This is a genomic window from Paenibacillus graminis (genome assembly GCF_000758705.1).
GTDB classification, from domain to species: Bacteria; Bacillota; Bacilli; order Paenibacillales; family Paenibacillaceae; genus Paenibacillus_AQ; species Paenibacillus_AQ graminis.
Window position 1 is genome coordinate 6,962,521 of sequence record NZ_CP009287.1, and the last position, 23,877, is coordinate 6,986,397.

Consider the following 23,877-nt stretch of genomic DNA (forward strand, 5'->3'; position numbering starts at 1 on the left):
ACTCACATGACAACCAAAGTTAAAAGCGTCTGTCCATATTGCGGGGTTGGCTGCGGGATCGTACTCGAAGTGTCGGGTAACCGCGTAGTCAACATCACCGGAGATAAAGAGCATCCGGCCAATTTCGGCAGGCTGTGCACCAAAGGCAGTACGGCCGCAGCCGCACTCACGGAATCGGGCCGGATGGAATATGCCTACAAACGCCAGGATCGCAGAGCCGAGCCTGAACGAGTGAATATAGATGAAGCTATTCGTGATACCGCGCAGCGGCTGCGGGCCATTCTGGAGGAACATGGCCCGGATGCCCTGTCCGTGTACGTGTCGGGTCAAATGTCGCTGGAGGCCCAGTACCTGATCAACAAGCTGGCCAAGGGCTTCATCCGCACCCCGAATATTGAGTCTAATTCACGCTTATGCATGGCGGGCGCCGGGAACGGCTACAAGCTCTCCCTGGGAGCGGATGGGCCTCCGGGTTCTTATCAGGATATAGATAAGACGGATTTATTCTTCGTCATCGGCGCCAATATGGCCGATTGTCATCCGATTCTGTTCCTTCGGATGATGGACCGGGTCAAGGCCGGAGCCAAGCTGATTGTCGTAGACCCCCGGCGGACGGCCACTGCGGACAAAGCAGACCTGTTCATGCAGATCAGGCCCGGAACGGATCTTGCCCTGCTGAATGGACTGCTGCATCTGCTTGTTAAGAACGGCCATACCGACCCGGACTTTATCGCCCGGTTCACCTCCGGTTTTGAGGGCATGAAGGAATTCCTGGAGGACTATCCGCCGGATAAAGTATCCGGAATTACCGGCATTCCGGAAGCCGATATCCGCCAGGCGGCCGAGTGGATTGGCGTGGCTCCGGAGTGGATGACCTGCTGGACCATGGGTCTTAACCAGAGCATTCACGGTACCTGGCACACGAATGCCATCTGCAATCTGCATCTCGCTACAGGTGCGATCTGCCGCCCGGGGAGCGGTCCCTTCTCGCTCACGGGCCAGCCTAATGCCATGGGCGGCCGCGAGATGGGCTACATGGGGCCGGGCCTGCCCGGGCAGCGCTCCCTGGTGTCCGAAGCGGACCGCAGCTTCATAGAGAAGCTGTGGGAAATCCCCCAAGGCGCCCTTCGGGCGGATGCCAGCGGCGGTACCATTTCCATGTTCGAGAACATGATTGCAGGCAAGATCAAGGCCTGCTGGATCATCTGCACCAATCCGGTAGCCACGGTTCCCAACCGCAAGAAGGTCATCGCTGCCCTCGAAGCGGCTGATCTGGTCATTACGCAGGATAGCTTCCTGGACACCGAAACTAACCGTTATGCGGATATCCTGCTGCCCGGGGCCTTGTGGGCCGAAGGTGAAGGCGTGATGATCAACTCCGAGCGTAATCTGACCCTGATGCAGCAAGCCGTCGAGCCGCCCGGAGAGGCTATGCCCGACTGGCAGCTGATTGCCAGGGTAGCCGCTGAAATGGGCTATGCCGAAGCTTTTGCCTACAATTCTTCAGCAGAGGTCTATGCCGAAATCCAGCAGGCCTGGAATCCGAAGACCGGCTACGACCTGCGGGGGGCCACCTATGCAAGGCTGCGGGAAACGCCTGTGCAATGGCCCTGTGCACCGGATCAGCCGAACGACCGGAATCCGATCCGGTACCTGAACCGTCAGGGCGGCACCGCCCTGAGCGAGCCTTCAGAAGACCGTTCTTCGGATATTTTGTTCCCGACAGACAGCGGGAAAGCCGTGTTCTGGGCACGTCCGTATATGCCGCCTGCCGAAATGCCGGACAGTGACTATCCCTTCGTACTGAATTCGGGCCGCTTGCAGCATCAATGGCATACGCTGACGAAGACAGGCAAAGTCCCTAAGCTCAATAAGCTGAACCCGGGTCCCTTTATCGAGATTCACCCGGAGGATGCTGAGGCGCTTGGAATCAAGGACCGCCAGCCGGTAGAGCTTCGTTCGCGGCGGGGGCAGGCGGTTCTCCCGGCTGTCATTTCAGACCGTGTGCGCCCCGGCAACTGCTTCGCCCCCTTCCACTGGAATGATGTCTTTGGTCCCCAGTTAGCCGTAAATGACGTCACGAATGATGCCGTGGATCCCCTGTCCTTGCAGCCCGAGTTGAAATTTTGCTCTGTATCGCTGGTCAAGGCTGCGGGCCAGCCTTCCGGGGAGCCGCAGGCACCGGATATGAATCAGAATCACTCCTCATTACCAGCCGGCGATGAGAACGCCCATCCTAAGGAGGCCGTAACGATGAAGCAGCTGGATACGCTTGCGGGCATGTTTGGCATTGAAGCCCCGGCAGCCATGATTCTGGATAGTCATGAACAGGCTTATCTGGGCGGCTTCATCACAAGCCTGCGCACCGAGGCTGGCCGGTCAGCCTCCGGCGTTCCGGTTCTGCCGCCCACTGCACCGTTTGAACCATCCACCCGCTACTTTGTGGATGGTCTGCTGGCGGGAATGTTCTCCCGTACTCCGCTTCCCGGAGCAGAACCTCATTCCGTGCAGGCAATGCCCTCAGGCCCGGTCTCTTCAGGGGCAAACTCCGAAGAAGCTGAGACAGCAGGCAAGCTTCCTGTAACCATCCTCTGGGCTTCGCAGACCGGAAATGCCGAAGGTGCGGCCATTGACTGCGCGAAGAAATTACAGCAGGCCGGTTACGATATACGGCTCGTAAATATGAATCAATATTCCGTAAACGATCTGGCGAAAAACCGGTTTGCCTTGTTCATCGCCAGCACCTTCGGAGCCGGAGATCCTCCGGACAACGGCGACAGCTTTTACCAGTCCCTCAAGGCAGAGAATGCACCACTGCTCCAGGACCTGCGTTATGCCGTACTTGCCTTCGGGGACTCCAACTACGATCTGTTCTGCGGCTTCGGGCGGAATCTGGATACCCGGCTGGAGGAGCTTGGCGCGTTGCGGCTGCTGGACTGTGCCCATTGCGATACGGACTTTCAGGAACAGGCGGATGCATGGACAAAGGATATCTCGGGACTGCTTAGCGTGTTCGCAGACAGCCCGGAGTCCTCTGGACCAGCCGCAGCCAGCGGCAGCTCATCCACTCCCGTGCCCGCACCCGGACCGGCTACCCCAGGCCCGGAGCAACGCGGATATCACCGGAACCATCCGGTGCCATCGCGTATTCTGTTCAAGAAATGTCTGAATAAGGCCGGGTCTGAAAAAGAAACCCGCCACTACGCCTTCGATCTGAAGTCTGCTGGAGTGCAGTTCGAAGCAGGCGATGCGCTTGGCGTATGGCCCGCCAATTGTCCCGATTTGGTCGGCAATCTGCTGCGTACATTGGACATTGAGCCTTCCATGCGGGTAATGGTCAAGGGACAGGGCGTGCTGCCGGTCAACGAAGCACTGCGCCGTCATTATGAGATCGCCCGTATTGCTCCGGAGATGCTCCGGTTCGTCCGGGACCGTTCACAGAACAGGAAGCTAAGCAAGCTCCTTGAAAGCGGCAACCAGGCGGAACTGAAGCAATGGCTGTGGGGGCGCCAGCTTATCGATGTGCTGCAGGAGTTCCCGGTTGCCCTCAGTGCGCAGGAGCTTGTGGAACAGCTCAAGCCTTTGCAGCCCCGGCTGTATTCCATTTCGTCCAGCCCGAAGGCCCACCCGCACGAGGTTCATATCACAGTGTCCACTGTACGCTACGAGAATAACGGCAATGCACGCAAAGGAGTATGCTCCACCTTCCTCGCGGACCTTGTTACAGAGGACACAGAGATTCCCATTTTCATTCAAAAGAATGCCCATTTCCGGCCGCCGGCAAATTCCGGTGCCCCGATGATTATGATAGGTCCGGGTACAGGCATCGCACCGTTCCGCAGCTTCCTGCAGGAGCGCAAGGCATCCGGTGCCACGGGCAAAAACTGGCTGATCTTCGGCGAACAGCGGGAGGACAGCGATTTTTATTTCCGCGGGGAGCTTGAGGCATTGCGGGAAGAAGGCTTCCTGCAGCGGCTGGATACGGCTTTTTCCCGGGATCAGGCGGAGAAAATCTATGTACAGCACCGCATTCTTGAGCATGGGGCCGAGCTCTGGGCATGGCTTCAGGAGGGGGCCCACTTCTATGTGTGCGGAGATGCCCAGCAAATGGCCAAAGAAGTGGATGCCGCGCTAAAGACCGTAATCCGGCAGCACGGCGGCATGACTGCGGATGAGGCAAATGAGTATGTAAAAGAAATGTCATTAACCAAGCGGTACGCGCGGGATGTCTATTAAAGCAACAATGGCGGAGGGACCAGCCATTAAGCTCCAGCGATGCATTAAATCGATGTATAAAATCTTCCGGCAACGATCACCCTACAGGTTAGCGTCCTTGCGGCGCGTTAATCACAGGAGGCGATCCCAAATGGCAAAGCCGGATAATCGGGCAGATAACGTTGAGCATTTACAACAGAGCATTCAGCACACCATGCAAAACCTGCATGAAGCTGAAGACTACTTAAACGAATTCTCTTCTGAGATCAGCAGCCAAGAACGTGAACAAATCGAAGCAAAAAACGAACGCCGTAAAGAAAGCATTAAAGGCTTCCGCGAGGAAGTTAAAGACGAAGCCGCGCATTCCCAGGAATAGTTAAAGAACGGCAGTTCAAGCCAAACGGCGGTCCACCCGGTTATTCCGGGCTGAACCGCCGTTTGACTTTGTTCTTTTACAAATAAGGATTCCTTGGTAATTCAGATGCCGGCAGCGTACGCGCTCCTCTCGCCGTTTCCCCGCCGTGGATAACAGCTGTATTGGAGCTGTCGTCTTCTTTTTGCAGGATAATCTTGAATTCGCCTTTGCCGGGGATACGGATGTCGCGGGTCGAGTTTCCTGTGTCCATGCTTAACAATATTTCCATGATTTTTTCTGCCGAATGGACCTCTTCCATATCATTCACCGCCTATTATAAGATGATGTACCGTCTTCTACGGATTGACGCCGACCGAGAACGGACGCGCGCCGACCGGAATGACGCTAATCACGGCCTGGGTGACCCCATCAATGACCGACACCGTATTATCATCCTGATTAGTGATATAGATCCGGTTCGTCAATGGATTGGCCCCTGCTCCATTGGGATTATTCCCGACCGGAATAGTAGTAATCACAGTATTCGTTAATCCGCCAATCACAGACACATTGTCGGTATCCCGGTTTGGCACGTAGATCGCATTGGTAGATACGTTCACTCCCAGTTCAGCCGGAGTCGTGCCAACGGGCACATTTGTAATGACTGTGTTGGTTGCTCCATCAATCACAGAAACCGTGTTGCTGGTGAAGTTCGAGACATAAATCCGGTTCGTCAAAGGATTCACCCCTACTCTGAAAGGGTTAACCTGAACGGGAATCTGTGTAATTACCGTATTCGTAGCTCCGTCAATGACAGTAACGATATCCGAGTTGAATTCAGCTACATAAATAGTATTGGTTAAGGAATTCACACCAATCCCCGTTGGAAAAGGCGACCCACCGGCGGGAATAATAGTAGTCACCACGGTGTTGGTCAATCCATCAATAACAGTAATAGTATTATCATTAAAATTTGCCACATAGATGGCATTGGTGGCGGTATTGACTGCGGCCGCACCCGCTCCACTCCCGGCAGGAACAGTGGCCATCACCATATGGGTCGCTCCATCGATGACGGATACGTTGTTACTGTTCAAATTCGCCACATAGATCCGGTTGGTTAATGGATTCACAGCTACTCCCGCAGGATTAACCCCAACAGGAATAGTATCAATTACCCCACCCGTTGCACCATTGATCACTGTAACACTATTGCTGTTGAAATTGGCAACATAGATGCGATTGACAGAACCGGCGACAGCCCTGTCCTCATCGCCGACAAGCTCGGCAAAAACGAGCCTATGGGCGGTAACCAGCTGCCCGGCGGCATTTTTGCCCCATACAGAAACTTCCGTCTGCTCTGCTGCAGTACCACCCGTTGTGAAGACAAATTCATAGGCATCCAGATCGGCAAAATAGTTTCTTGTCAGCACTTCGTCAGGAGCAACAGTGAGCAGCTCGCTCACATATAACGTCCTGGTTACGGTCAAATTATACCCTTGGATTAATATAGACGATACGTTGAGAGAGTCACGGTTATCGATCTTGACTGTCACCTGCTGAGTTGGTCTTACACCGCTGACCGCAGTGTTTTCAATGGGCCCAGTTGATATAGTGGCCATGACATTTAGATCCTCCCTTCATTAGAACTCGAACGGATTTTTCTTGGAGCTACCAATCTATTGTTAATGTATGTAAGAATTACAGTATGGATTGGACCTCAATCCTGCATATATATGAATTCAAGAAAGGTGTGTGCTTATGCTTCCTACAGGACCGGATCCGAACGCAATCCATCCGAACCCCAATATTAAGCAAGTCCGTTTCATCAAAAATACCATCACCCGTCCCAATATCATCGCCGGAGATTACTCCTACTACGATGATCCTGACGAGTCGGTATCTTTCGAGAGCCGTGTGACCCACCATTATGAATTCATCGGGGATCAGCTGATTATCGGCAAATTCTGCGCCATTGCCCGCGGCACCGAATTCATTATGAACGGCGCCAATCACCGGATGGGCTCGGTGACAACCTACCCTTTCAACATTATGGGCGGCGGCTGGGAGAAGGCTACGCCGGAGCTGGCGGACCTGCCCTACAAGGGCGATACCATCATCGGCAACGATGTATGGATCGGCCAGAATGCCACCATTATGCCCGGTGTAACCATTGGCGACGGAGCCATCATCGCGGCCAATTCCACCGTAACCAAGGATGTGCCCCCCTATCATATTGCCGGCGGGAATCCGGCACGCATTCTTAGAAAACGCTTCGATGATGAACTGATCGCCCAACTGCTGGAGCTGAAATGGTGGGATTGGAGTCAGGAGAAGATCACAGACAGCCTTGAAGTACTGTGCAGCAATGATCTGGAGCGGATTAAAGGTCTGGCAGGCGGCACCGCATAGGATGGTGGATAATGTATTTGGATTTGGAGATTGTATCCTCTATCATCCATCTTACAGATGGAGCTCAGCCGCTAAGACAACAAGCCTGGGTTATGAAAGTAGAAGACCCCTCGTACAATAAGGTAATTAATGAGTTTCACTCAACTGGAGGAGATTCTTACAGATATGCAACTGATGAAAAAGAAAATCTCTATATTTGGGTTAGCGTAGTCCCTGGAAATGCAGATGGCAGCAGTAACTCTGAAGCCTATGTTTATAGTGAACAGTCATTCGACTCAATTCAGTTTAACTACAATGATAAAGAATATTCTTATAAACTTCAGGCTAAATAATTGATCATTTCAATAGTTATAACTTGGAAGGTTGGAGAACTTTCGCATACATTACGTTATATCCAAGCAAAAAGAGCGGTTCATCCCCAACAGGATGAACCGCTCTTAGATTAACCATTGTCACTCTGCCAGTTCCCCCAGCCTAGCCCGCATCTCCGCATACGCCTCCGGGGTGCCGACATCATCAATAGCACCCTCCGTATAGTAGGCCCGGATCTCTTGGCGGGAATGCAGCCACTCGGGAAAATAACTCGGCGCATCCGGGTTGCCCCCTTCGGCCAGATAACGGGAAAATAGCGGCAGCGTGGACCGTTTGTAGATGTAGAGCGCAAAGACGCCAATGTTGGTCCGGGGCGCCTGCGGCTTTTCTTCCAAAGAAAGGACCCGCATCTCCGTATCCAGCTCCGCCACCCCGACACTGCGCAGCTCCCCGATATCGTCCACCGTCCGGACCAGAATGCAATCCTTATCCACCTTATGAAAATAATTCAGATACCCCTCAAGGCCAAATCCCAGCACATTATCACCTGCCAGAACCAGCAGATCATCCTGCATCTGCTCCCGCTTGATGGCAAACTGGATATCGCCAATCGCCCCCAACCGTCCCTCCGGTGAAGAGGTGCCATCGTTCAGAATACGAACTGGTTTTGTCCCCCTGTACTGGTGGTGCCACTGCTCAAAAGCCCGGAAGAACCGGGCATTGGTCACAATAAGAACCTCCGTAACCTCATCCAGCACCTCCAGACGGTCCATCAGCAAATCCAGAATGGTACGGCTACCTTGAACCGGCAGCAGCGGCTTTGGCGTATCTTTCGTTAACGGATAGAGACGGGTCGCATACCCCGCAGCCAAGATTAATGCAATCATCCCCTGTCCGCTCCTCTGCCTGCAAATTGTCCTTCTACTATGATACCACCGGAGACGGACAGCCAAGCCTGCTGCAACCGTCACTAATATCATTCAGCGCACCTCCACTAATCCTCTACCATTCCTTCCTATTGGAATTAGTGTTTTTTTACGTGACCTTAAACACCTGCATGATTCATATCCTTGACTGCATACCTATGATCTTGTTCTCAAGCTTCGCGGAAAAACGATAGCGGCATGCTAAGTTTCTCCAATACCAAGGTCGGCCCTAATGGAAATCAGGGCCGACCTTGGTATTGCAAAAGTAAACAACAATAAAGGATATGAAAAATTCCACTCCAGTATATCAACGAAATGCTCGAATTACCAGAGTTACAACTTCATAGCGTTCTCTCCATCCATGCAACGGAAGGGCCGGATTATTGGAGCCGCCGATGAACTCTACCTGAAACAAAAAACGATATTGCGATTCACGTGAAGCAACTTGTGTAAAGGATCTCAAAGGAGAGTGGATTTACATCGTGAACGGCCTGAACACTCACCACTCGGAAAGTATGGTTCGATGGGTCCCATCTGCCGCACCTTGAACGAGCCTCTCGGTCAAAAGGGGATGGAAAGATTATTTTAGCCGTGTGTACTAGATAATTCGAGATTCAGAAGAGAATCCTATACCCAAGCATGTATACATAATAATAAAAGCAGGTGAGCTGGATAGAAGGAGTAATTAAAAAAGCGATTTACATTAAAATGATTATTTTTCAAGAAAATAATTATTGGGATTGCCATAATAGCATATAGCTGTATAAGCTCATAATGATACATTGAAATACTAAGAATAGTAAGCAAGGTGTAGCTGATCAAAAGCAGCTCAGATTTATTTCGTAAGAGATAAAGCAAAAGAATAGTGAACACTCCATAACTTCCATAATCAAAAGAAAGCAGATCCGGAATTACGAGAAGTAGAATAATCGCTATCCATTTTAAATATAAATTTAATGGGACACGGTAAAGCATAATCACTAGGATGCCGAAGAGCAAAGTAAAGCAGACATTTAATCCATGAGTGTCAAATAAAAGGGAATAAGGAATTTGCGAAATTAAAGCTAAATATAATACTCGTAAGCTATACTTTTGGATATTTTGCGTTCGATCAACGCCCACTACGACACTCCAGCAAAAAAGAGGGAAGGACAGTCTTCCTATTATAGTAAATAGTATAGCATCAGGATAAAAAATTCTTCCTATATGGTCTATAAGCATCGATACAATTGCTAGTATCTTCAACATTCATTGTGACTCCTTATTCATGGAAAAATTAAAACGAGATCCCGAGATTCCATATAATGGAAATTCGGAACAGTCCCTACGATTTCATATACCAGGACTTGAGTTGAACTATCATATATTTGTAGGTGACGCAGACCCGTATCTTTAGAAAAACATTGAATAATGATCATATCCTTATTGACCCATTTAATCACCTGATCAGACAACCCTGTAAATAATTCAGTCCCTTGAGCTAAATCATACATTTGCTCGATCTTTTGAGATGAATTTTTCAAAATTCCCACCAATTCTTCCCCTTTTAGAATAATTCGATCAAATGTACGTATAAATGGAATCGAACGTTTGGACTGTGTTGGTATATGATACTGCACCAATTCCGATGTGTGGTTTATACAGTTTGTTTTATACACGTACACCCAAGGGGCATGAACAAGTGTATTTACATAAGCACTGGAGTGATCGCATTGGTCTATGATATAACTCTCTTTTATATTGCACCGCTCTTTAACCGTCTGGATGAATTCTTCTAAAGGAAGAACAAGCCTGCTTTGATAAGCAGAACTAGACTGCATGAGTTTACCTTTTCGGGTCCATAACTCTTGTTTTTCGGGTAAGGTCATTCTACCCGTGTGAAGAATGAGATAGTCTATCTCATCAAAAGTAATTACCTGTAAATCAGAAAAATTAAGGATAGAATCATTTTGCCCCAGGCTTCTAGGAATCGAGTATGATACTTGATTTACAATATCAATCAGCAAATATTCCTCGAAGCCGTGATTGTCCTTGTCTGAAAACGGATCAAGTTCAGGAATCGCAAGGATCAAATACTGGTCATTCAAACTGTACATTTCTAGGCCCCATAGTCTAGATGTAATAGAAGAATTTGCTATAGAGTCAGTGAAATTCAGACGGTATACTTCAGATGAACTCATCTCGACACAGGCGAATTTGTATATAATAAAGGTGGCTTGTGTTTGTTCCCAGTGTAATTCAGCCGAGTGAATGCTTGTTTTACCAGGAATATAACTTTCAAAATATCTGGAAGGCGAATAGGAAAAAAATTCAGAATTATCGGTTAAGACGTCGTACCGCAAAATACCCGCCTGAAATCCAGAGTGTTCTTCCATATCAGCACTTATTTTTTTACTGACATAATAGAAGAAAAACCTATCATCTAAGGTGATGCCAGAATAACTTACAATCTGATCTTCATAGCCTTGAATTTTCTTAATTATACTCATTATTGAAAAATCAACCTTCTTTTTTATGCAGTAAATAGTCTCTCTCTTTGAACAGTAAGAGAGAGAGACTATTACTACTTATTATGTTCCTGGATAATACCAAACGTGGTTACTGAATCGTTCGCCAGTTCTTTCTGTTGGATGGTAGTGAGGATAATTCCCTTCTGAATTATTCCCTGCCTCAAATAGTGCAAAGCCGGCCACTTGCCTTGCAGCTTGTTGTGCTTTAGAACTTGTTCTAGCGAATAGATTTATTTCACCGCTATTCGCACTTTTTAGATAAGTGAACGCTGCATTATCATTTGGAAAAGCTTCGGGATTCAAATAGACATCTCCTCTTCTTACCCAAGCAGCCCAATAATTATATTGACTTTGTTTTTTTATGTCACTAATAAGGTCTGTAATCACATATGCCGTGATTGCACCAATAGCTATTGCCGCAGCTTGTTCTAATAAGAAGGCTAACAGAGCAGATCCTCCCCAAGTGATCACAGGTATAAGCGCAGGAAGTTGAGCACTCACTTTATCAGTATTTTGCTCCAGGGACAATTCTTCACCAGTAACTTTATTAACAATAACTGCATCTACAACGTCCCCGTCTATAATTCCAACATTGACACTATATTCAGTATAGACACTTTTTGTCGCCGTCATAGCGGCGAAGAAACCTTTTGGTTTTTCGAGAGTTTCCATTGTATATTCATTAGTATCACGATTTAAAGTAGCATAAAGTACATCACCGTTGTGCTCGCCTTTAACTTTTACAATATGCTCATCATTTTGAACAACTTCAAATCCATTTTCATTGTGATTTCCACTAACATTAGTTGCGAAGATGTTAGAACTAATAATTGTTAGAATGAGACACAAAGATAAAACTGTTGCAGTTAACTTTTTAAACATATTCATCCTCCGTTTTCAGTAGTCGTTAAAAATCCCCAACCATAAATATCATCTTTCCCATCGACGCCAAGATCTTCTGCATACTTTTTCAGCGTTTTAACGATATTGTTTGAAGGCAGATGATATTGCTGCATTAATAAAGCAATCAAACCGGTTACATAAGGAGCAGATATTGAAGTACCACTTACATATTCAAACTTTCCATTTTTTGAGGTCGAGATGATGTCTTCTCCCGGAGCACTAAAGTCTATTTTACCGATAGAAGCAGTTTCTCCGCTATCTAATTTACGATCCACTGAAGTCACAGATATTACTCCTTCATATGAAGCTGGATAACCAACTGCACCGCCATATGAGTTAGTGACAGCTGCCACCACAATAATTCCATTATTCGTTGCTTTCTGAATAGACTTGTGGAGAAGCTCTTTATCTTCGGGAATAGAAAAGCTCATATTAATAATGTCTATGTTATGTCTGATACACCAATCAATTCCACGGTTGATATCTTCAAGAGATCCCCTTCCTAAACGGTCTAATACTTTAACAGGGTAAATTTCCGCTTCAGGAGCAATCCCTTGGAAGCCTATACTATTGTGTTGTGCGGCTATGATACCAGTCATCAATGTCCCGTGTCCATAATCGTCGATAGGCAATTCATTTGGTTGAATAGCATTATAACCAGTGTGAATGTTTTTCGAAAATTCCGGATGATTGTAATCAATACCACTATCCATAATAGCAATATTAATGCCTTTTCCTTTAATCCCTTTAGACCATAATAGTGGAGCTCCAATCTTCTCTACACCCCAGTTTTTTAATTCCTCTACTTCATATGCATCTATTGCCGGTTGCTTGGGTATTGATACTGAAGCTGAAGTATACAAAAGAATAATTAGAAAGACTAAGAGAGATAATTTAGTTTTCATTTTGCACTTCCAATAACGATAACGAGTGGTTAATTTATCTGAAAGTTGGCCAACTATTCATTCGTACAATTAGGAGGGTTATGTATTAATATACACAATAAGAATTTTATGTAAATTTTATACCATATATTACCCATTATGTCTAGTAATCCTTTTAAATACATCTAGAACTCAACTTTCGTACAACCAAGCGACGCTCTTCAACCAGGCGCATCGCTAACCCTCACCGAGCAGCAAGGAGGACAAATCTTTTGCCTGTGAAAATTCGAAGGCTATAGAGGGCCTGTCCGTCACTGAACAGCGCGTGAGATCGGGGGCGAATCCGTACAACGAGGCATTGTAGAGTCAATTTTCCTTCCGGCAGGTCGGCCATTTTTTAATATGTATGTAGGCAGGTAGGGATACCCTTTTCGCCACAAGATCAATTAACATAATCTTCTTAAGTTCTTCTCGCTCAAGGTAAGGATACATAGGAAATGCCTTGCCCTTGCTAGAACGACAAAAACCGGAGATTATATCGGTAGCTAGTGCCCAATCAGACAACCTTGATCTTATTTTGCTCGCGTAGAATGATTCGAAGGCACCGGTGTATGGGATACCGCACGATTTACCATGAACTCTCTGATCTGTTGGTGCAATAAGGTACGAATCCCGCTGAATGGAACAGACGGGTTATATACCACTAGCCTGCTGCTGCAAAAACCGCCTTCGCGATAAGCTGATTGCGCTGGAACGAATCGAACAGCCCATCCCTTGAAGGGATGGGCTGTCAGGAGAATGAAATAATTTCTACTATGGCTTGGACCCTGTAAACAAGGATTGGGACAGCAAAACCATGGTTTGTTTGTATACGGTATGGGCTGCTTCGGCATCACCAAGGAACCCGCCCATATACAAGTGGATTACGCCGTGCAGCGAAGCCCATATGGTGCTGACGATGGTCCCAGTCTCTTCCTGGTCCGAAATCCGTCCTTGTTGCTGGGCGGTGCTGATTAGAATCAGCAAACGGCGTATGGCTGTCATCGTTCCCTGCATACTCTCCGCATCCGGCTTGAACTCGGCAAAAGCCCCTCCAAACATTAGCTTGTAATAGCTGGTATAGTCCTGCCCGAACTGCCAGAAGGCTTCGCCCAAATCCAGCAAATGCTGCAAGAGGTCAGAGGACGGCAGCACTTCTTCAAAACGCTGGGCCAGCAATTTGCAGCCCTCCAGATACAGCTGCTGGGCCAGACCCTCTTTATTGACAAACAAACTGTAAATGATCTTGGTTGAGCAGCCCATCTTTTGCGATACTCTGCGCACCGTGACGGCCTCCGGCCCCTCTTCCTGCAGAATGGCTGCGGCCGCATCAACCACAAGCTTACGGAGATTTTCCGTATTTTGCAGACGGGCTTCCTGATATGTTTTTAATACCCGCGCCGTGGATGTTGAGGGCTTGTCTTCGTTACTGATAAGGATCACCTTCATTCGGTTATCGTGTTATTGACAGGAAACAAGGTTACTGGGCTTCTAACAGGCATTCTAACCATTTGCAGAAAGGTTGTCAATTAATCCATCGCGCTAAAAAAAAGATTTGACACGAATGTATCATTCCGGTTACTATGATTCCCATAGGAAACAGTGTTACCGAAACGGTTTTGTATTCATGGAACTTTGTCGTTTTTTTTCGGAGAATTGGTAACGTTGTTTCTAAATAAAAACATCGTATTAAAAGGAGCGGGATCATGAATATTAAAGGGAAATGGTCGCTAATCACTGGGGCCTCTTCGGGAATCGGCGAACAGTTTGCAAGACAATTGGCAAAGGAAGGCAGTCATTTGGTACTTGCAGCCAGATCCAAACACAGACTTGATGCGCTCGCAGCCGAATTGACCCGAAGCTATGGAGTTCAGTGCCAGGTTATTCCCCAGGATCTATCCATCGAAGGTGCTGCCGGAGAGCTGTATCAGAAGTGCCGGCAGCTCAACCTGAACATTGATCTGTTGGTTAACAATGCGGGTTTTGCCACACACGGTCTGTTTGAGCAAGTCTCCGGCGAACGCCAGCATGAAGAAGTGATGCTCAATGTCGCTGCTGTAGTGGATATGACTCATTTATTCCTTCCGGGGATGCTCCAAAAAGGGGCGGGTGCTGTTATCAATGTTTCCTCTACCGCAGGCTTTCAGCCGCTGCCTTATATGGCCGTCTACGGGGCAACTAAAGCTTTTGTCTTGTCCTTTACCGATGCCCTTTGGTGGGAGAATCGTGACCGTGGCGTTCAATTCTTTGCTCTGTGCCCGGGCTCAACAGAAACGAATTTCTTCAATGTCGTTGGCACGGAGGATGCCTCTGTCGGCGCAAAAGACTCGCCGGAGCGTGTAGTGGCAGTCACACTCCGCGCTATGAAAAAAGGGAAACAGTACGTTGTTCCGGGATTCCAGAATTATCTGGGCGCCCAGATTTCCCGTTTTATGACCCGCAGACAAAGTCTGCGGCTGGTTGGGGGCATGCTTCGTCCCCGCAAACAATAAGGAGGATTAATAATGTCAACAGAACAAAAACAACGTAAACGATCCACTGGTCAACAAATTCGCAGATGGAGTTTCGCTCTGCTTGGGGTAATTGTGCTGGGAATTGCTGTTTTTCTGCTGATACCTGCCCCGGTAGAACCTGCTGTATGGTCTGCACCTGCCGCTCCTTCTTTTGAGAGGGATGGTCCCTGGAAAGAAAACAGCAAACTCAGCTCGGCAGAACTGGTTACAGACCGCGCCAAGTTCCCGGAATTTATTACTTTTGATTCAAAAGGACAGCTGTATACGGGAGACTCCGACGGCAAAATTTACAGAGTGGCCTTTGACGCGGAGGGCAAGGCGCAGCCAGCTGAAGTGTTCGCCGATACCCATGGAACACCTAACGGACTGAAATTCGACGCGGCGGGGAATCTGATTGTGACAGATATTCAAAAAGGGCTGCTGTCGATTGACCCGGATGGAAATATTGAAGTACTAACCACAGAAGTAGAGGGAGGGCCCATCTACCTGGCGAACGAACTGGACATCGCGCAGGACGGATCGATCTATTTCTCGGATACCTCTAACTACGGCAAGGTCATGTTCAAAGAAATTGCCGAGAACAAACCGCATGGACGATTGCTGAAATATGATCCGCAGACCAAGCAGACGACCGTTTTACTTCGGGATTTATATTTTGCCAATGGGGTAGCCTTATCTGCTGAAGAAGATTTCGTGCTCGTGGCCGAGTCGTATCATTATCAGCTGACCCGATACTGGCTGAAGGGGGCCAAGCAGGGCACCTCGGATATTTTTGCAGACAATATTGCTGGGTTCCCGGACAACATCACACGTGATGCGCAGGGTCATTTCTGGGTAGGGATATTCACAACCCGTTTGCCTTTTGCCGATTACATGCACAGTCATCCCTGGTTAGCGGCTACAATGTCCAAAGTTCCACAATCCTTGTTAAATGGGGCAAGTGCGCCGGTGAAACATGGACTGGTCGCGGAATATGGACCCGAAGGAGAACTTGTGAATAGCTGGCATGATCCTGAAGGAACCTTGTATGGCATCACCACTGCCGTAAGCCAAGGGGGATATTTATATCTCGGAACCGCACCGGGAGGTAGCCAAGGTGTTCATCGGGTGCTTATGAATCCGTAAGGTAGTGTTAATGTTAATGTTATATTCAACCGCCCCACTGCCACTTTAAGGCATCCCAAACAGCAGCTCACTCCTACAGGAGGGGCTGCTGTTTGGATTAGAGGCATCTCCTTCCTAACCTCCAAACGCTACGCACGTGGACGATACGCTACAGCATCCAGCTGCACCTTCAGCCCGTCCGGCCCGCCGGCATGCGCGAACTCCGTGGAGATCGTTTTCCGGGCAGGGTACTTGCCTTGAAATCTGCGCTTGAACACCGTCTCCATCACCGGAATCTCCCACACATCCCGCAGCAAAACATCCAGCTTCACCACATCCGCAAGCGCCAGCCCCACCTGCTGCAACCGGCCGCTCATATCATTCAGCGCACCTTCCACCTGCTCCTCCACCGTTCCCCCCACATTGCCCACACAGAAGCTGAGGAAAATAAAATCCCCCGCCTCCACGAATCCGGAATACGCATACTCCTCATTCACATCATGTCTAACGATCTCACTCATATCTGTCGACCCCCTATCCTTTAAGATAAGTTCATTATAGGGGGAGAAATCGGACAGCTGTGTGTCGTGGTTTGGGAGGGGAATAATTTGTAATTAAAAAGCGCATACCGAATGATTTTCGATACACGCTTTGTTTTGCTTGAAAAATAGAAAAACAAACTATGTAGAAGAATTGCCCTTTAAAATTTCTCTCAATACATTTTTGGCTAACCGAACCTTATCACTGTTGGACTCACGAAGCATGTCTACAATTTCTTGAATATTATTTTCATGTTCAGTAAACTCTATTTCCTCATCTATATAAGCAAAGAGCTGAATCAGATTAACGTCCAGGGTCTCAGCAATTTTGGACAAATTCATTAGCGATACATTCTTTTCGCCACGTTCAATTTGCCCAATGTATGAAAAATGAAATCCACCTTTCTCCCCAAGCGATTCCTGTGAGAATCCTTTTTCCTTCCGAAGAATGCGTATTCTCGCTCCCACAAGCTTGAGTATTTCTTTGTCTTTCACGGCGTCCACCTCTCTATGTCAAAAGTGTAGACAACTTTCATCAAGGTAAACACCAAACAAAGAATATCATTGTAAATATTAATACTTATAGATATTATTATGATACGTAATACTTATCCTAAATTCCCACTAGGAGGAACAGCTTTGGGAGACGAATTACAGCAAAAAATTATGGATTACCACGAACTTGCTCAGTATCATATGAAGTTAGCGTATATTATGTATAATCACAAACAATTCCAAACCGCTCTTGTACTCTGTAATTGGGCATTAACATCCATGACCCGTGCCTTGTACATCCACCAAAACAGAAAGAATACTACCTTTAAACTGTCATTAACTGAACTGCTGCTGTTGATACATACAGACTTTAATCCAGGATTGGATATAGTGATTTTTATTGGTAAGATGAACTATATCTTGTGTGAAGAAGAGGCTAAACTTGTGAAAATAGAACAGAATGATATGGATCGGTTACTTCGAAAAACCGATGAAGTACTACGAAACTTGTCTGTACGAATAATCAACAATACTACAGAGCTTCTGTAGCAAGGATTATGACATTGACAGAGGCCGATGATATAAAAAAGGGCCAAGCAATGGCTATTGGTGCCCTGCTTGGCCTATCGAATTTATTTACTATTTCTCCCCCTGTATTTCAAAAAATTTATCCAGTGCCATAGCATTTTGCCCTACAGTAGTCATCTGGCCATCGGTGCCGATAAAGCCGTAAGTTGCTTCCATGACCGGAAGCATGAGGTGGTAGAAAGCGAGACGGCCAGTTATAGAAGGCGCTTTTCCATCTTGTTCTACAATTTTATAAGGTAAAAAGAATAGGCTGTTGGAAGCTTTCGTCCGGTAATCGAACTTAGCCCTCCAAACTAATTCACTGTGATTACCTGACACTTTATAATAATCAATCCCATTCCCGCCTTGAATAAAAAAGGAATCCGATTTTCCTTCCGGGAAGTAGTAGTCCTGATTCTGGGTGTCATTGGTTATATTGAAATTTTTCAAGAGACTTACCCGCGGGAATTGAACAGCCGCCGTACGTGCCTCTGCCAAATTTGCGGAAGCACGCTGTGCAGTTAAAGCATCGCTTGCTTTCGCTACATAGACACTGCGGGTTTTGGCATTCCACACCACTTCCGCACCGGCTGATGCGGCAATAAACCGCAGCGGCACCATGACATGCCCCTTTTCTAAAGAGGATGCCACCGTCAGTGCAACTTGTTCTGATCCGACGGTCGCCGTCTTTTGTCCCGCGACTAATGTTATGGTTTCACCATCACGGACAATCGTTATGGTCTTCGTTGTATTCTCCCACGTTACTGAAATCCCCGGAATTTTCTGCACCACATTCAACGGAACAATAGTTGTTCCTTGTTTGATATAAGGTGCTACGTCTGTAGGTACAGTAACATCATTAACAATGACATCAATTTTATCCGGTGCAGCCATCGCTGTTCCAGAAGCTAGAACAAACACCAGAAGTAAAAGCAGCCCTGCTCTAAGAAATTTACTCATTATTGATTATTCCTCCCTCATCAAAATTTGAATAATTTGTATATTCTATAGATAATAGACGCATTAAACAATAATTAGTTCCTTAAAAAACGATATCCCAAAAAGAAGCCCTTTAGATGAGGGCTTCTTTAATAATTCTCCCCGCGGTAATAACGCTCAAGCTTGTGCTCCAAGTGAACGAGCTGGGCTTTTTTCTTGTCGATATCGTCCAAAAGGGCTTGCTTCTGGTCCTGGATGAGCTTGATCCTCTCCGGCAAGGTGGACGTTCCGGCTTTGACCATGTCGTAGTACTTCTTAATCTCCTCTACACTCATTCCGGTTTCGCGCAGACATCTAAGAAAGATCAGCCAATTAATCTCGTCATCGGTATACAGCCGATTGTTCTGTTCGTTGCGGACAACAGGATCGAGCAAACCCTTTCGTTCATAAAAGCGGATTGCCCCTATGTTAAGCCCTACTTTTGCGGCGACTTGTCCTATCGTAAAAATCTTAATCACTTCCTGACATTTAGTGTTGACCTACACTTAGTGTAGCATAGTAAGCTACGAATTGTTGATAGACACTATTCCGCAGAAAGAAGGATAACCATGAGAAAAATTGCTTTGGTAACAGGTGCCAACAAAGGGATTGGCTTGGAGATCGCAAGACAGCTTGGTGAAGCGGGCTGGAAGGTAGTGCTTGGCGCACGCAGCATCGAACGGGGGGAAGCGGCAGTTGCTGAATTAACCAGCCAAGGACTGGACGTGGAGTTTCTGCAGATTGACATGACGAATCTGGAGAGCATTGAACAGGCCGCCGGTACCATTCAGAGCAACTACTCTGATGTCACACTTCTAATTAACAATGCCGGCATGCCGGGGGCTTTCTCCAGCTCATTCAGCAATACAGAGGAGGGGCATCTGCGGGACGCTTTTGAAGTGAATTTCTTCGGGACCTTCCGCTTGAACCAGCGTCTCTTTCCATTAATCACGAAAAATGAAGGAACGATTGTCAACGTCTCCACCGATATGGCGTCCCTTCATTTCATGCAAAACTCCGAATACGCGCTGAATGCGTTCGACTACAATTCCTCCAAAACGGCAAACAATGCGATGACGGTCGCGATGGCCATAGAACTAAAGAAAAGCAAAGCCCAAGTATTCTCAGTAACCCCCGGCTTTACGAAGACGGACTTAAACGGCAATGCAGAAGGCGGACAGTCCAAAGAAGCCGGGGCAGCTATTATTGTGGGCTACGCTACGGATGGTAAACGCCACAACGGAGAATTTTTGGATATGAACGGGCTTTACGCGTGGTAAAATAGGACTGCCGCAACCGGCTCCTGCATCTGCATTACAGAGTTGCTTAAAAAACCGGGGAAGCCTGTGCCTCCCCGGTTTGTATTCCTGCGCCAGCTGCAGGATTTATTCCTGTTTCCGCTTAACGCTCCCATAGCTACTCCCGATCCAGCGGCTGCTGCAGCCCGTCCTCGTAGAAATCGAACACAAGCTGCTGCTGCGTGCCTTTTACCGCATAGAATACGTCTGCCAGCGTCTTCCCCTTCTGCTTCTTTGCCAGTTCCGTCTCCAGCCACTCCCGGGTAAGGCCGTACTGCTTGAAATTGTCCTCCACCAGCTTGCCATCCATAATCAGCTCCACCGGAAAAGCCTGCGATTTCAGCGCCAGCCCCAGATCCTGCTTCGTGACGGACTGGTACGCTGCCTTCTTCATAACAGAGACCTGTCCGTTATCCTCCAGCACGGCATAATCAACCTCTTCGAGATTAAAAATGTCCTTCTTCCTCAGCGCCTGGTCCAGCGAATCCAGGGTATAGCGGATCTTCCGCATGTTGGCTTCCATGATCTTGCCTTCCTCGATCAGGACCGTGGGAGAACCGGAAATCCAGCTGCGCAGGCGGCGGCTTTTGAGGGCAATGAAGGAGAGCAGGAATGAGGTAGCCGTTATAACAACAATGGACAGGACAAGATAGGTGAATTTCAGACTGACATTGAACGCCAGATTGGCCGCCAGGGAACCGAGCGTAATACTGATCACGAAATCGTTGGACGTCATATTGGAAAGGGTCTGCTTGCCCAGTATTCTGGGGATCAGCAGCAGCAGGCCCACCGATAGAATAGTTCTCATCAGAATCTCTGCATAGTTCATCTTCCAGCCTCCTCCCCCCCATTATTTCCAAACGGGTTCAAAAGAAACGGTGGGCCAGGAATCAAGAATTATGATACGATTTCCATTACATGTTTGGCGAAATCAGGTTTGAAATGTTGTTCAATGACCGTCTCATTGCCTGCGCCACCCCCATGCTGTACCTCTAACAAACCCTTTTCAACCTTCAATTCTGTTTTTGGCAAAAAATCGTATTGATCAAAAGCGCCCTCCCGGGTCACGAACTGCAATAGAAAAGCTCCTTCTTCCGATACATCGACCAGGTAAAAAGAAATCCCATGGCAATCTTTATAATTCGGTGTAATCACGAAGACATCATGCCCAGGGAATGCCAGTTTTTTTAATGGAATGGTCTCATTCCGGGGCTGAATAAAACCGGTCAATGAGGGAAGCTCCATCTCCGTTACTCTATTAGCCGTATCTGTGAACTGTACTTTGTAAGTACCGCTAGTCTTATAATCTTTTGCGGTACCATAGCAGCTAGGGGCTCCCAATTGTTCAACGTTTTCCTGGACACTGGACCGGATCTCCAATTTTCCGAATTCCGATTCTCCGGCTGCTCTTACTTTTGGATTGGCTATTGGAGCAGGAGAAGGGCTTGAAGAGCTCACTGCCATTGCCGCAGTATGCGGGGCAGTGCTGACGCCATTTGCAGGCTCTCCGGCCTTCGTGCATGCCGACACAACAATAAGTAAAAACATTCCTATAACAACGTGCATAAAACGTTTTAACATAATTTTTCACCCTAGACAAATATATCATTTTTTCCATTTAATGTACAACAATAGAAAAAGAAGCGGGAGGTTGTCCCACTTCCTTTAGAAAATTACAGCTTTTTAATAGCTTCTGTTCTGGGAACACTCTATCCCCTAGAATGAAATATTGGTGAATTTATAGAGGCCCGGATCACTGCTTTGAATATAATTGTATCCATTTATACAAGTATTATTGGTGCCGTTGATTGTAGTGTACAAACCGCTATATCCTGCAGTTGCCCATATTCTTTTTGTAGAAGGCGAATTTTCGGCATATGTGCTGTTGGCACAATATGAGGAACTGGTCGTATTATCCGCATCATACCCCGCTGAAAGTGCATTACATGCTTTGGTAAGTCCTGCAGCTGTCGCAATACCACCATGTGAATACGCCGATTGAACACAAGGATAACCTGCTATAAGCAGATGGGCATATGCGGTAACACCTTCAATAAGATTGTCAAACTTATATCGTTTTCCGGGGGTTGATACCCCAGGAATAATAGAACCGCTGTAACCGCAGGTTGAATCCATATTGCCGGGGTTGTTCCGGGCAGCAAATTCAGTCAAGCTCCAACCCATTTCAAATCCCCATTGTCCGAGCACGATGCTGATTGGCAAAGCTCCGTAATAGGGGCTCAAATAAGATTGATAGGAGACCCATTTGGCAAGATCCAGCACTGCAAAGTTGTGTGTGAATGTATCGGTGTAGGGTACAGTTCCCGTTACAAAGGCATTTATATTCGATGCGCAAGGCATTCTAATTCCTCCTATTATTTTAATTATTCTTCCGGAAGGTAATATATTTATATGTGGCTCTATCTTGTTTGCTATTAAAATCATGAATCCGGCCAAAAAGATAATTAGAATCCCTACACAACAAAAAGAGGCTCTCCCAGCCAACATCTTGGCTTTTGGGATAGCCCCCTTATATATACTCTTGGCTATTGAACCGACTGCAAATGCTCTTCGAGGCGATCCCAAGTTTCGGTAATGCCTTGCTCCATGCCCATATCCAATACCGTTTTGAGTGCATCGGCGGAGTCATATGCCGACCGGCTTACCAGCTTGGTTTTGCCATCGTACTCTTCGAACAGCATCGTGACCAGTGTGGACGGCATACCTTCGGCTTCATTACCTTCCGCATCCGAGAAGTAATCGGTGTAGACGACTTTCTCCCCGTCAACAATTTCATGGTAGACCGCTTTGCCCCAGGACTCCATTCCGTAGAAATCCCCCTGCTTCTCGTCAACACACTTCATACAGTAATGCCAAATGCCGCCCGGACGAAAATCAACGGTGCACACGGGAACAATCCAGCCGCGCGGGCCCCACCATTGCTTCAAATGCTCCGCCTCGGAAAATACTTTGAATACAAGCTCACGGGGTGCATCGAATACACGTTCAAGAACCAGCTCCTGGCCTTCTACTCTGGAAATCATTTTGGACATTTCAATTCCCTCCTGTAAGTCGTTCATTGTCACTCCTTGTCTTTGGATTGCAGGTGCCGCAGGTATTCATCCAGATTCTCAAAGCGTTCATTCCAAATCTTCCGGTAGGCTTCAAGCCATGCATCCAGTGCCTGCAGCGGTTCCGTCCGCAGCCTGTAATTCCTCCGGTTAGCTGCTGCCTCCACCTCAACCAGTCCGGCCTCCAGCAGGACGCGCAGATGCTTCGAGGCCTGAGGCTGGCGGAGCCCAAGTTGTTCGGCAATCTCGCCTACACTCAGAGGTCCGTTCTTCAGCATTTCTACCATCCGCAAGCGGGTCGGTTCGGCTAGCGCGCTAAATGTCGTTGTGTCCATGATTCTGATGTTCCTTTAGTGAAGCATTATATTATGGTTTGGTTTGGGTACACCAGTAATATACCTCAACAGGAATATTCCTGTCAAGGAATGTTTAAAGTTAATCCCAGAATTTTAATTACTCTAAAGAACAGCTGTAGGAGTTGAACTGGAGAATTTGAAAGCTTGGGGAATACATTGAAGCTCATCAGGAACGAAAGCTAAGTGGAAAAAGGAAAACTAATCTGCTGAAATCCTTGCTATATAAGGCTTTAGTTGGATTTTGTACACCTAATTCATGCCTATTCGTCCCTAAGGACCACTTTCAGCGGAATTAGTGGTATTTTTTCCAACATAGGAATTTCGATAAGCAAGGTAAGTTCGATTAGTGAACCTTTTTCCCACTAAGGATGATTGCTCTATTCATAAATTCTCTTGTAAC

The 23,877-nt window shown here is 47.4% G+C and carries 25 protein-coding genes; 8 read left to right on the forward strand and 17 right to left on the reverse strand.

What is annotated here, in order from left to right:
* Window positions 1-6 precede the first annotated feature (6 nt).
* Window positions 7-4,236 (forward strand): sulfite reductase subunit alpha, encoded by a 4,230-nt coding sequence (locus tag PGRAT_RS30140; RefSeq protein ID WP_042267680.1) that lies wholly within the window; start codon window positions 7-9, stop codon window positions 4,234-4,236.
* A 130-nt stretch (window positions 4,237-4,366) separates the two neighbouring features.
* The gene (gene tlp, locus PGRAT_RS30145; RefSeq protein WP_025708190.1) at window positions 4,367-4,591 is read left to right on the forward strand and encodes a small acid-soluble spore protein Tlp; all 225 of its coding nucleotides are present in this window, start codon (window positions 4,367-4,369) and stop codon (window positions 4,589-4,591) included.
* 76 nt (window positions 4,592-4,667) lie between these two features.
* Here the strand turns inward: tlp and PGRAT_RS30150 are convergent, their stop codons facing one another.
* The gene (locus PGRAT_RS30150) at window positions 4,668-4,889 is read right to left on the reverse strand and encodes a hypothetical protein (RefSeq protein WP_025708191.1); all 222 of its coding nucleotides are present in this window, start codon (window positions 4,887-4,889) and stop codon (window positions 4,668-4,670) included.
* A 37-nt stretch (window positions 4,890-4,926) separates the two neighbouring features.
* Window positions 4,927-6,192 (reverse strand): beta-propeller fold lactonase family protein, encoded by a 1,266-nt coding sequence (locus tag PGRAT_RS30155; protein ID WP_025708192.1) that lies wholly within the window; start codon window positions 6,190-6,192, stop codon window positions 4,927-4,929.
* A 139-nt stretch (window positions 6,193-6,331) separates the two neighbouring features.
* Between PGRAT_RS30155 and PGRAT_RS30160 the strand changes: the two genes are divergently transcribed.
* Window positions 6,332-6,982, forward strand: coding sequence for a Vat family streptogramin A O-acetyltransferase (locus PGRAT_RS30160; protein ID WP_025708193.1), 651 nt, complete (start codon window positions 6,332-6,334; stop codon window positions 6,980-6,982).
* A gap of 11 nt (window positions 6,983-6,993) precedes the next feature.
* A complete protein-coding gene (locus PGRAT_RS30165; RefSeq protein WP_025708194.1) occupies window positions 6,994-7,314 on the forward strand; it encodes a hypothetical protein in 321 nt (106 codons plus the stop codon).
* A 120-nt stretch (window positions 7,315-7,434) separates the two neighbouring features.
* Here the strand turns inward: PGRAT_RS30165 and PGRAT_RS30170 are convergent, their stop codons facing one another.
* The 6 genes from PGRAT_RS30170 to PGRAT_RS30195 form a co-directional block, all read right to left on the reverse strand.
* Window positions 7,435-8,181: a sugar phosphate nucleotidyltransferase gene (locus PGRAT_RS30170; RefSeq protein WP_025708195.1), complete on the reverse strand. Its 747-nt coding sequence runs from the start codon at window positions 8,179-8,181 to the stop codon at window positions 7,435-7,437.
* Window positions 8,182-8,847: 666 nt separating this feature from the next.
* A complete protein-coding gene (locus PGRAT_RS30175) occupies window positions 8,848-9,468 on the reverse strand; it encodes a TraX family protein (RefSeq protein ID WP_025708196.1) in 621 nt (206 codons plus the stop codon).
* Window positions 9,469-9,485: 17 nt separating this feature from the next.
* Window positions 9,486-10,709 (reverse strand): hypothetical protein, encoded by a 1,224-nt coding sequence (locus PGRAT_RS30180; protein ID WP_025708197.1) that lies wholly within the window; start codon window positions 10,707-10,709, stop codon window positions 9,486-9,488.
* Between the two features lie 81 nt (window positions 10,710-10,790).
* Window positions 10,791-11,612, reverse strand: a complete 822-nt coding sequence (locus tag PGRAT_RS30185) for a hypothetical protein (protein ID WP_025708198.1) — start codon at window positions 11,610-11,612, stop codon at window positions 10,791-10,793.
* 2 nt (window positions 11,613-11,614) lie between these two features.
* A complete protein-coding gene (locus PGRAT_RS30190) occupies window positions 11,615-12,538 on the reverse strand; it encodes a S8 family peptidase (RefSeq protein ID WP_036706512.1) in 924 nt (307 codons plus the stop codon).
* Window positions 12,539-13,330: 792 nt separating this feature from the next.
* A complete protein-coding gene (locus tag PGRAT_RS30195) occupies window positions 13,331-14,005 on the reverse strand; it encodes a TetR/AcrR family transcriptional regulator (RefSeq protein ID WP_174469042.1) in 675 nt (224 codons plus the stop codon).
* Between the two features lie 257 nt (window positions 14,006-14,262).
* Between PGRAT_RS30195 and PGRAT_RS30200 the strand changes: the two genes are divergently transcribed.
* Together PGRAT_RS30200 and PGRAT_RS30205 are read left to right on the forward strand one after the other, a co-directional pair.
* The gene (locus tag PGRAT_RS30200) at window positions 14,263-15,048 is read left to right on the forward strand and encodes an SDR family NAD(P)-dependent oxidoreductase (protein WP_025708201.1); all 786 of its coding nucleotides are present in this window, start codon (window positions 14,263-14,265) and stop codon (window positions 15,046-15,048) included.
* A 12-nt stretch (window positions 15,049-15,060) separates the two neighbouring features.
* The gene (locus tag PGRAT_RS30205) at window positions 15,061-16,194 is read left to right on the forward strand and encodes an SMP-30/gluconolactonase/LRE family protein (RefSeq protein ID WP_025708202.1); all 1,134 of its coding nucleotides are present in this window, start codon (window positions 15,061-15,063) and stop codon (window positions 16,192-16,194) included.
* Between the two features lie 128 nt (window positions 16,195-16,322).
* Here the strand turns inward: PGRAT_RS30205 and PGRAT_RS30210 are convergent, their stop codons facing one another.
* Complete coding sequence (locus PGRAT_RS30210) at window positions 16,323-16,694, reverse strand: RidA family protein (RefSeq protein ID WP_025708203.1); 372 nt, start codon at window positions 16,692-16,694, stop codon at window positions 16,323-16,325.
* A gap of 159 nt (window positions 16,695-16,853) precedes the next feature.
* Window positions 16,854-17,207, reverse strand: coding sequence for a helix-turn-helix domain-containing protein (locus PGRAT_RS30215; RefSeq protein WP_025708204.1), 354 nt, complete (start codon window positions 17,205-17,207; stop codon window positions 16,854-16,856).
* A 144-nt stretch (window positions 17,208-17,351) separates the two neighbouring features.
* On the opposite strand from PGRAT_RS30215, the gene PGRAT_RS30220 reads away from it, so the two are divergent.
* A complete protein-coding gene (locus PGRAT_RS30220) occupies window positions 17,352-17,756 on the forward strand; it encodes a hypothetical protein (RefSeq protein WP_025708205.1) in 405 nt (134 codons plus the stop codon).
* A gap of 90 nt (window positions 17,757-17,846) precedes the next feature.
* Here PGRAT_RS30220 and PGRAT_RS30225 read toward each other — a convergent pair whose 3' ends face one another.
* Window positions 17,847-18,734, reverse strand: a complete 888-nt coding sequence (locus PGRAT_RS30225; protein ID WP_025708206.1) for a copper amine oxidase N-terminal domain-containing protein — start codon at window positions 18,732-18,734, stop codon at window positions 17,847-17,849.
* 128 nt (window positions 18,735-18,862) lie between these two features.
* A complete protein-coding gene (locus PGRAT_RS30230) occupies window positions 18,863-19,231 on the reverse strand; it encodes a MerR family transcriptional regulator (RefSeq protein ID WP_020434389.1) in 369 nt (122 codons plus the stop codon).
* 90 nt (window positions 19,232-19,321) lie between these two features.
* On the opposite strand from PGRAT_RS30230, the gene PGRAT_RS30235 reads away from it, so the two are divergent.
* On the forward strand, window positions 19,322-20,032 hold the full coding sequence (locus PGRAT_RS30235) for an SDR family NAD(P)-dependent oxidoreductase (protein WP_025708208.1): 711 nt from the start codon (window positions 19,322-19,324) through the stop codon (window positions 20,030-20,032).
* Window positions 20,033-20,168: 136 nt separating this feature from the next.
* Here PGRAT_RS30235 and PGRAT_RS30240 read toward each other — a convergent pair whose 3' ends face one another.
* From PGRAT_RS30240 to PGRAT_RS30260, 5 genes are all read right to left on the reverse strand, one after another.
* Entirely contained in the window at window positions 20,169-20,879 is a 711-nt protein-coding gene (locus PGRAT_RS30240; RefSeq protein ID WP_025708209.1) for a DUF421 domain-containing protein, read from the reverse strand.
* 68 nt (window positions 20,880-20,947) lie between these two features.
* Window positions 20,948-21,631 carry a hypothetical protein gene (locus PGRAT_RS30245; protein ID WP_025708210.1) on the reverse strand — a complete coding sequence of 228 codons (684 nt, stop codon included), beginning with the start codon at window positions 21,629-21,631 and terminating at the stop codon, window positions 20,948-20,950.
* Window positions 21,632-21,766: 135 nt separating this feature from the next.
* Window positions 21,767-22,411 carry a hypothetical protein gene (locus tag PGRAT_RS30250; RefSeq protein WP_025708211.1) on the reverse strand — a complete coding sequence of 215 codons (645 nt, stop codon included), beginning with the start codon at window positions 22,409-22,411 and terminating at the stop codon, window positions 21,767-21,769.
* 185 nt (window positions 22,412-22,596) lie between these two features.
* A complete protein-coding gene (locus PGRAT_RS30255; protein WP_025708212.1) occupies window positions 22,597-23,103 on the reverse strand; it encodes an SRPBCC domain-containing protein in 507 nt (168 codons plus the stop codon).
* 29 nt (window positions 23,104-23,132) lie between these two features.
* Entirely contained in the window at window positions 23,133-23,456 is a 324-nt protein-coding gene (locus PGRAT_RS30260; protein ID WP_036706516.1) for an ArsR/SmtB family transcription factor, read from the reverse strand.
* Between the last annotated feature and the right edge of the window lie 421 nt (window positions 23,457-23,877).

Coding starts and splice junctions, on each gene's coding strand:
- PGRAT_RS30240 (WP_025708209.1), bottom strand. CDS start 20,879: ATGAACTATGCAGAGATTCTGATGAGAACTATTCTATCGGTGGGCCTG.
- PGRAT_RS30200 (WP_025708201.1), top strand. CDS start 14,263: ATGAATATTAAAGGGAAATGGTCGCTAATCACTGGGGCCTCTTCGGGA.
- PGRAT_RS30225 (WP_025708206.1), bottom strand. CDS start 18,734: ATGAGTAAATTTCTTAGAGCAGGGCTGCTTTTACTTCTGGTGTTTGTT.
- PGRAT_RS30185 (WP_025708198.1), bottom strand. CDS start 11,612: ATGTTTAAAAAGTTAACTGCAACAGTTTTATCTTTGTGTCTCATTCTA.
- PGRAT_RS30255 (WP_025708212.1), bottom strand. CDS start 23,103: ATGTCCAAAATGATTTCCAGAGTAGAAGGCCAGGAGCTGGTTCTTGAA.
- PGRAT_RS30175 (WP_025708196.1), bottom strand. CDS start 9,468: ATGTTGAAGATACTAGCAATTGTATCGATGCTTATAGACCATATAGGA.
- PGRAT_RS30180 (WP_025708197.1), bottom strand. CDS start 10,709: ATGAGTATAATTAAGAAAATTCAAGGCTATGAAGATCAGATTGTAAGT.
- PGRAT_RS30245 (WP_025708210.1), bottom strand. CDS start 21,631: ATGTTAAAACGTTTTATGCACGTTGTTATAGGAATGTTTTTACTTATT.
- PGRAT_RS30170 (WP_025708195.1), bottom strand. CDS start 8,181: ATGATTGCATTAATCTTGGCTGCGGGGTATGCGACCCGTCTCTATCCG.
- PGRAT_RS30235 (WP_025708208.1), top strand. CDS start 19,322: ATGAGAAAAATTGCTTTGGTAACAGGTGCCAACAAAGGGATTGGCTTG.
- PGRAT_RS30150 (WP_025708191.1), bottom strand. CDS start 4,889: ATGGAAGAGGTCCATTCGGCAGAAAAAATCATGGAAATATTGTTAAGC.
- PGRAT_RS30160 (WP_025708193.1), top strand. CDS start 6,332: ATGCTTCCTACAGGACCGGATCCGAACGCAATCCATCCGAACCCCAAT.
- PGRAT_RS30165 (WP_025708194.1), top strand. CDS start 6,994: ATGTATTTGGATTTGGAGATTGTATCCTCTATCATCCATCTTACAGAT.
- PGRAT_RS30155 (WP_025708192.1), bottom strand. CDS start 6,192: ATGGCCACTATATCAACTGGGCCCATTGAAAACACTGCGGTCAGCGGT.
- PGRAT_RS30195 (WP_174469042.1), bottom strand. CDS start 14,005: ATGAAGGTGATCCTTATCAGTAACGAAGACAAGCCCTCAACATCCACG.
- PGRAT_RS30260 (WP_036706516.1), bottom strand. CDS start 23,456: ATGGACACAACGACATTTAGCGCGCTAGCCGAACCGACCCGCTTGCGG.
- PGRAT_RS30190 (WP_036706512.1), bottom strand. CDS start 12,538: ATGAAAACTAAATTATCTCTCTTAGTCTTTCTAATTATTCTTTTGTAT.
- PGRAT_RS30210 (WP_025708203.1), bottom strand. CDS start 16,694: ATGAGTGAGATCGTTAGACATGATGTGAATGAGGAGTATGCGTATTCC.
- PGRAT_RS30140 (WP_042267680.1), top strand. CDS start 7: ATGACAACCAAAGTTAAAAGCGTCTGTCCATATTGCGGGGTTGGCTGC.
- PGRAT_RS30250 (WP_025708211.1), bottom strand. CDS start 22,411: ATGCCTTGCGCATCGAATATAAATGCCTTTGTAACGGGAACTGTACCC.
- tlp (WP_025708190.1), top strand. CDS start 4,367: ATGGCAAAGCCGGATAATCGGGCAGATAACGTTGAGCATTTACAACAG.
- PGRAT_RS30205 (WP_025708202.1), top strand. CDS start 15,061: ATGTCAACAGAACAAAAACAACGTAAACGATCCACTGGTCAACAAATT.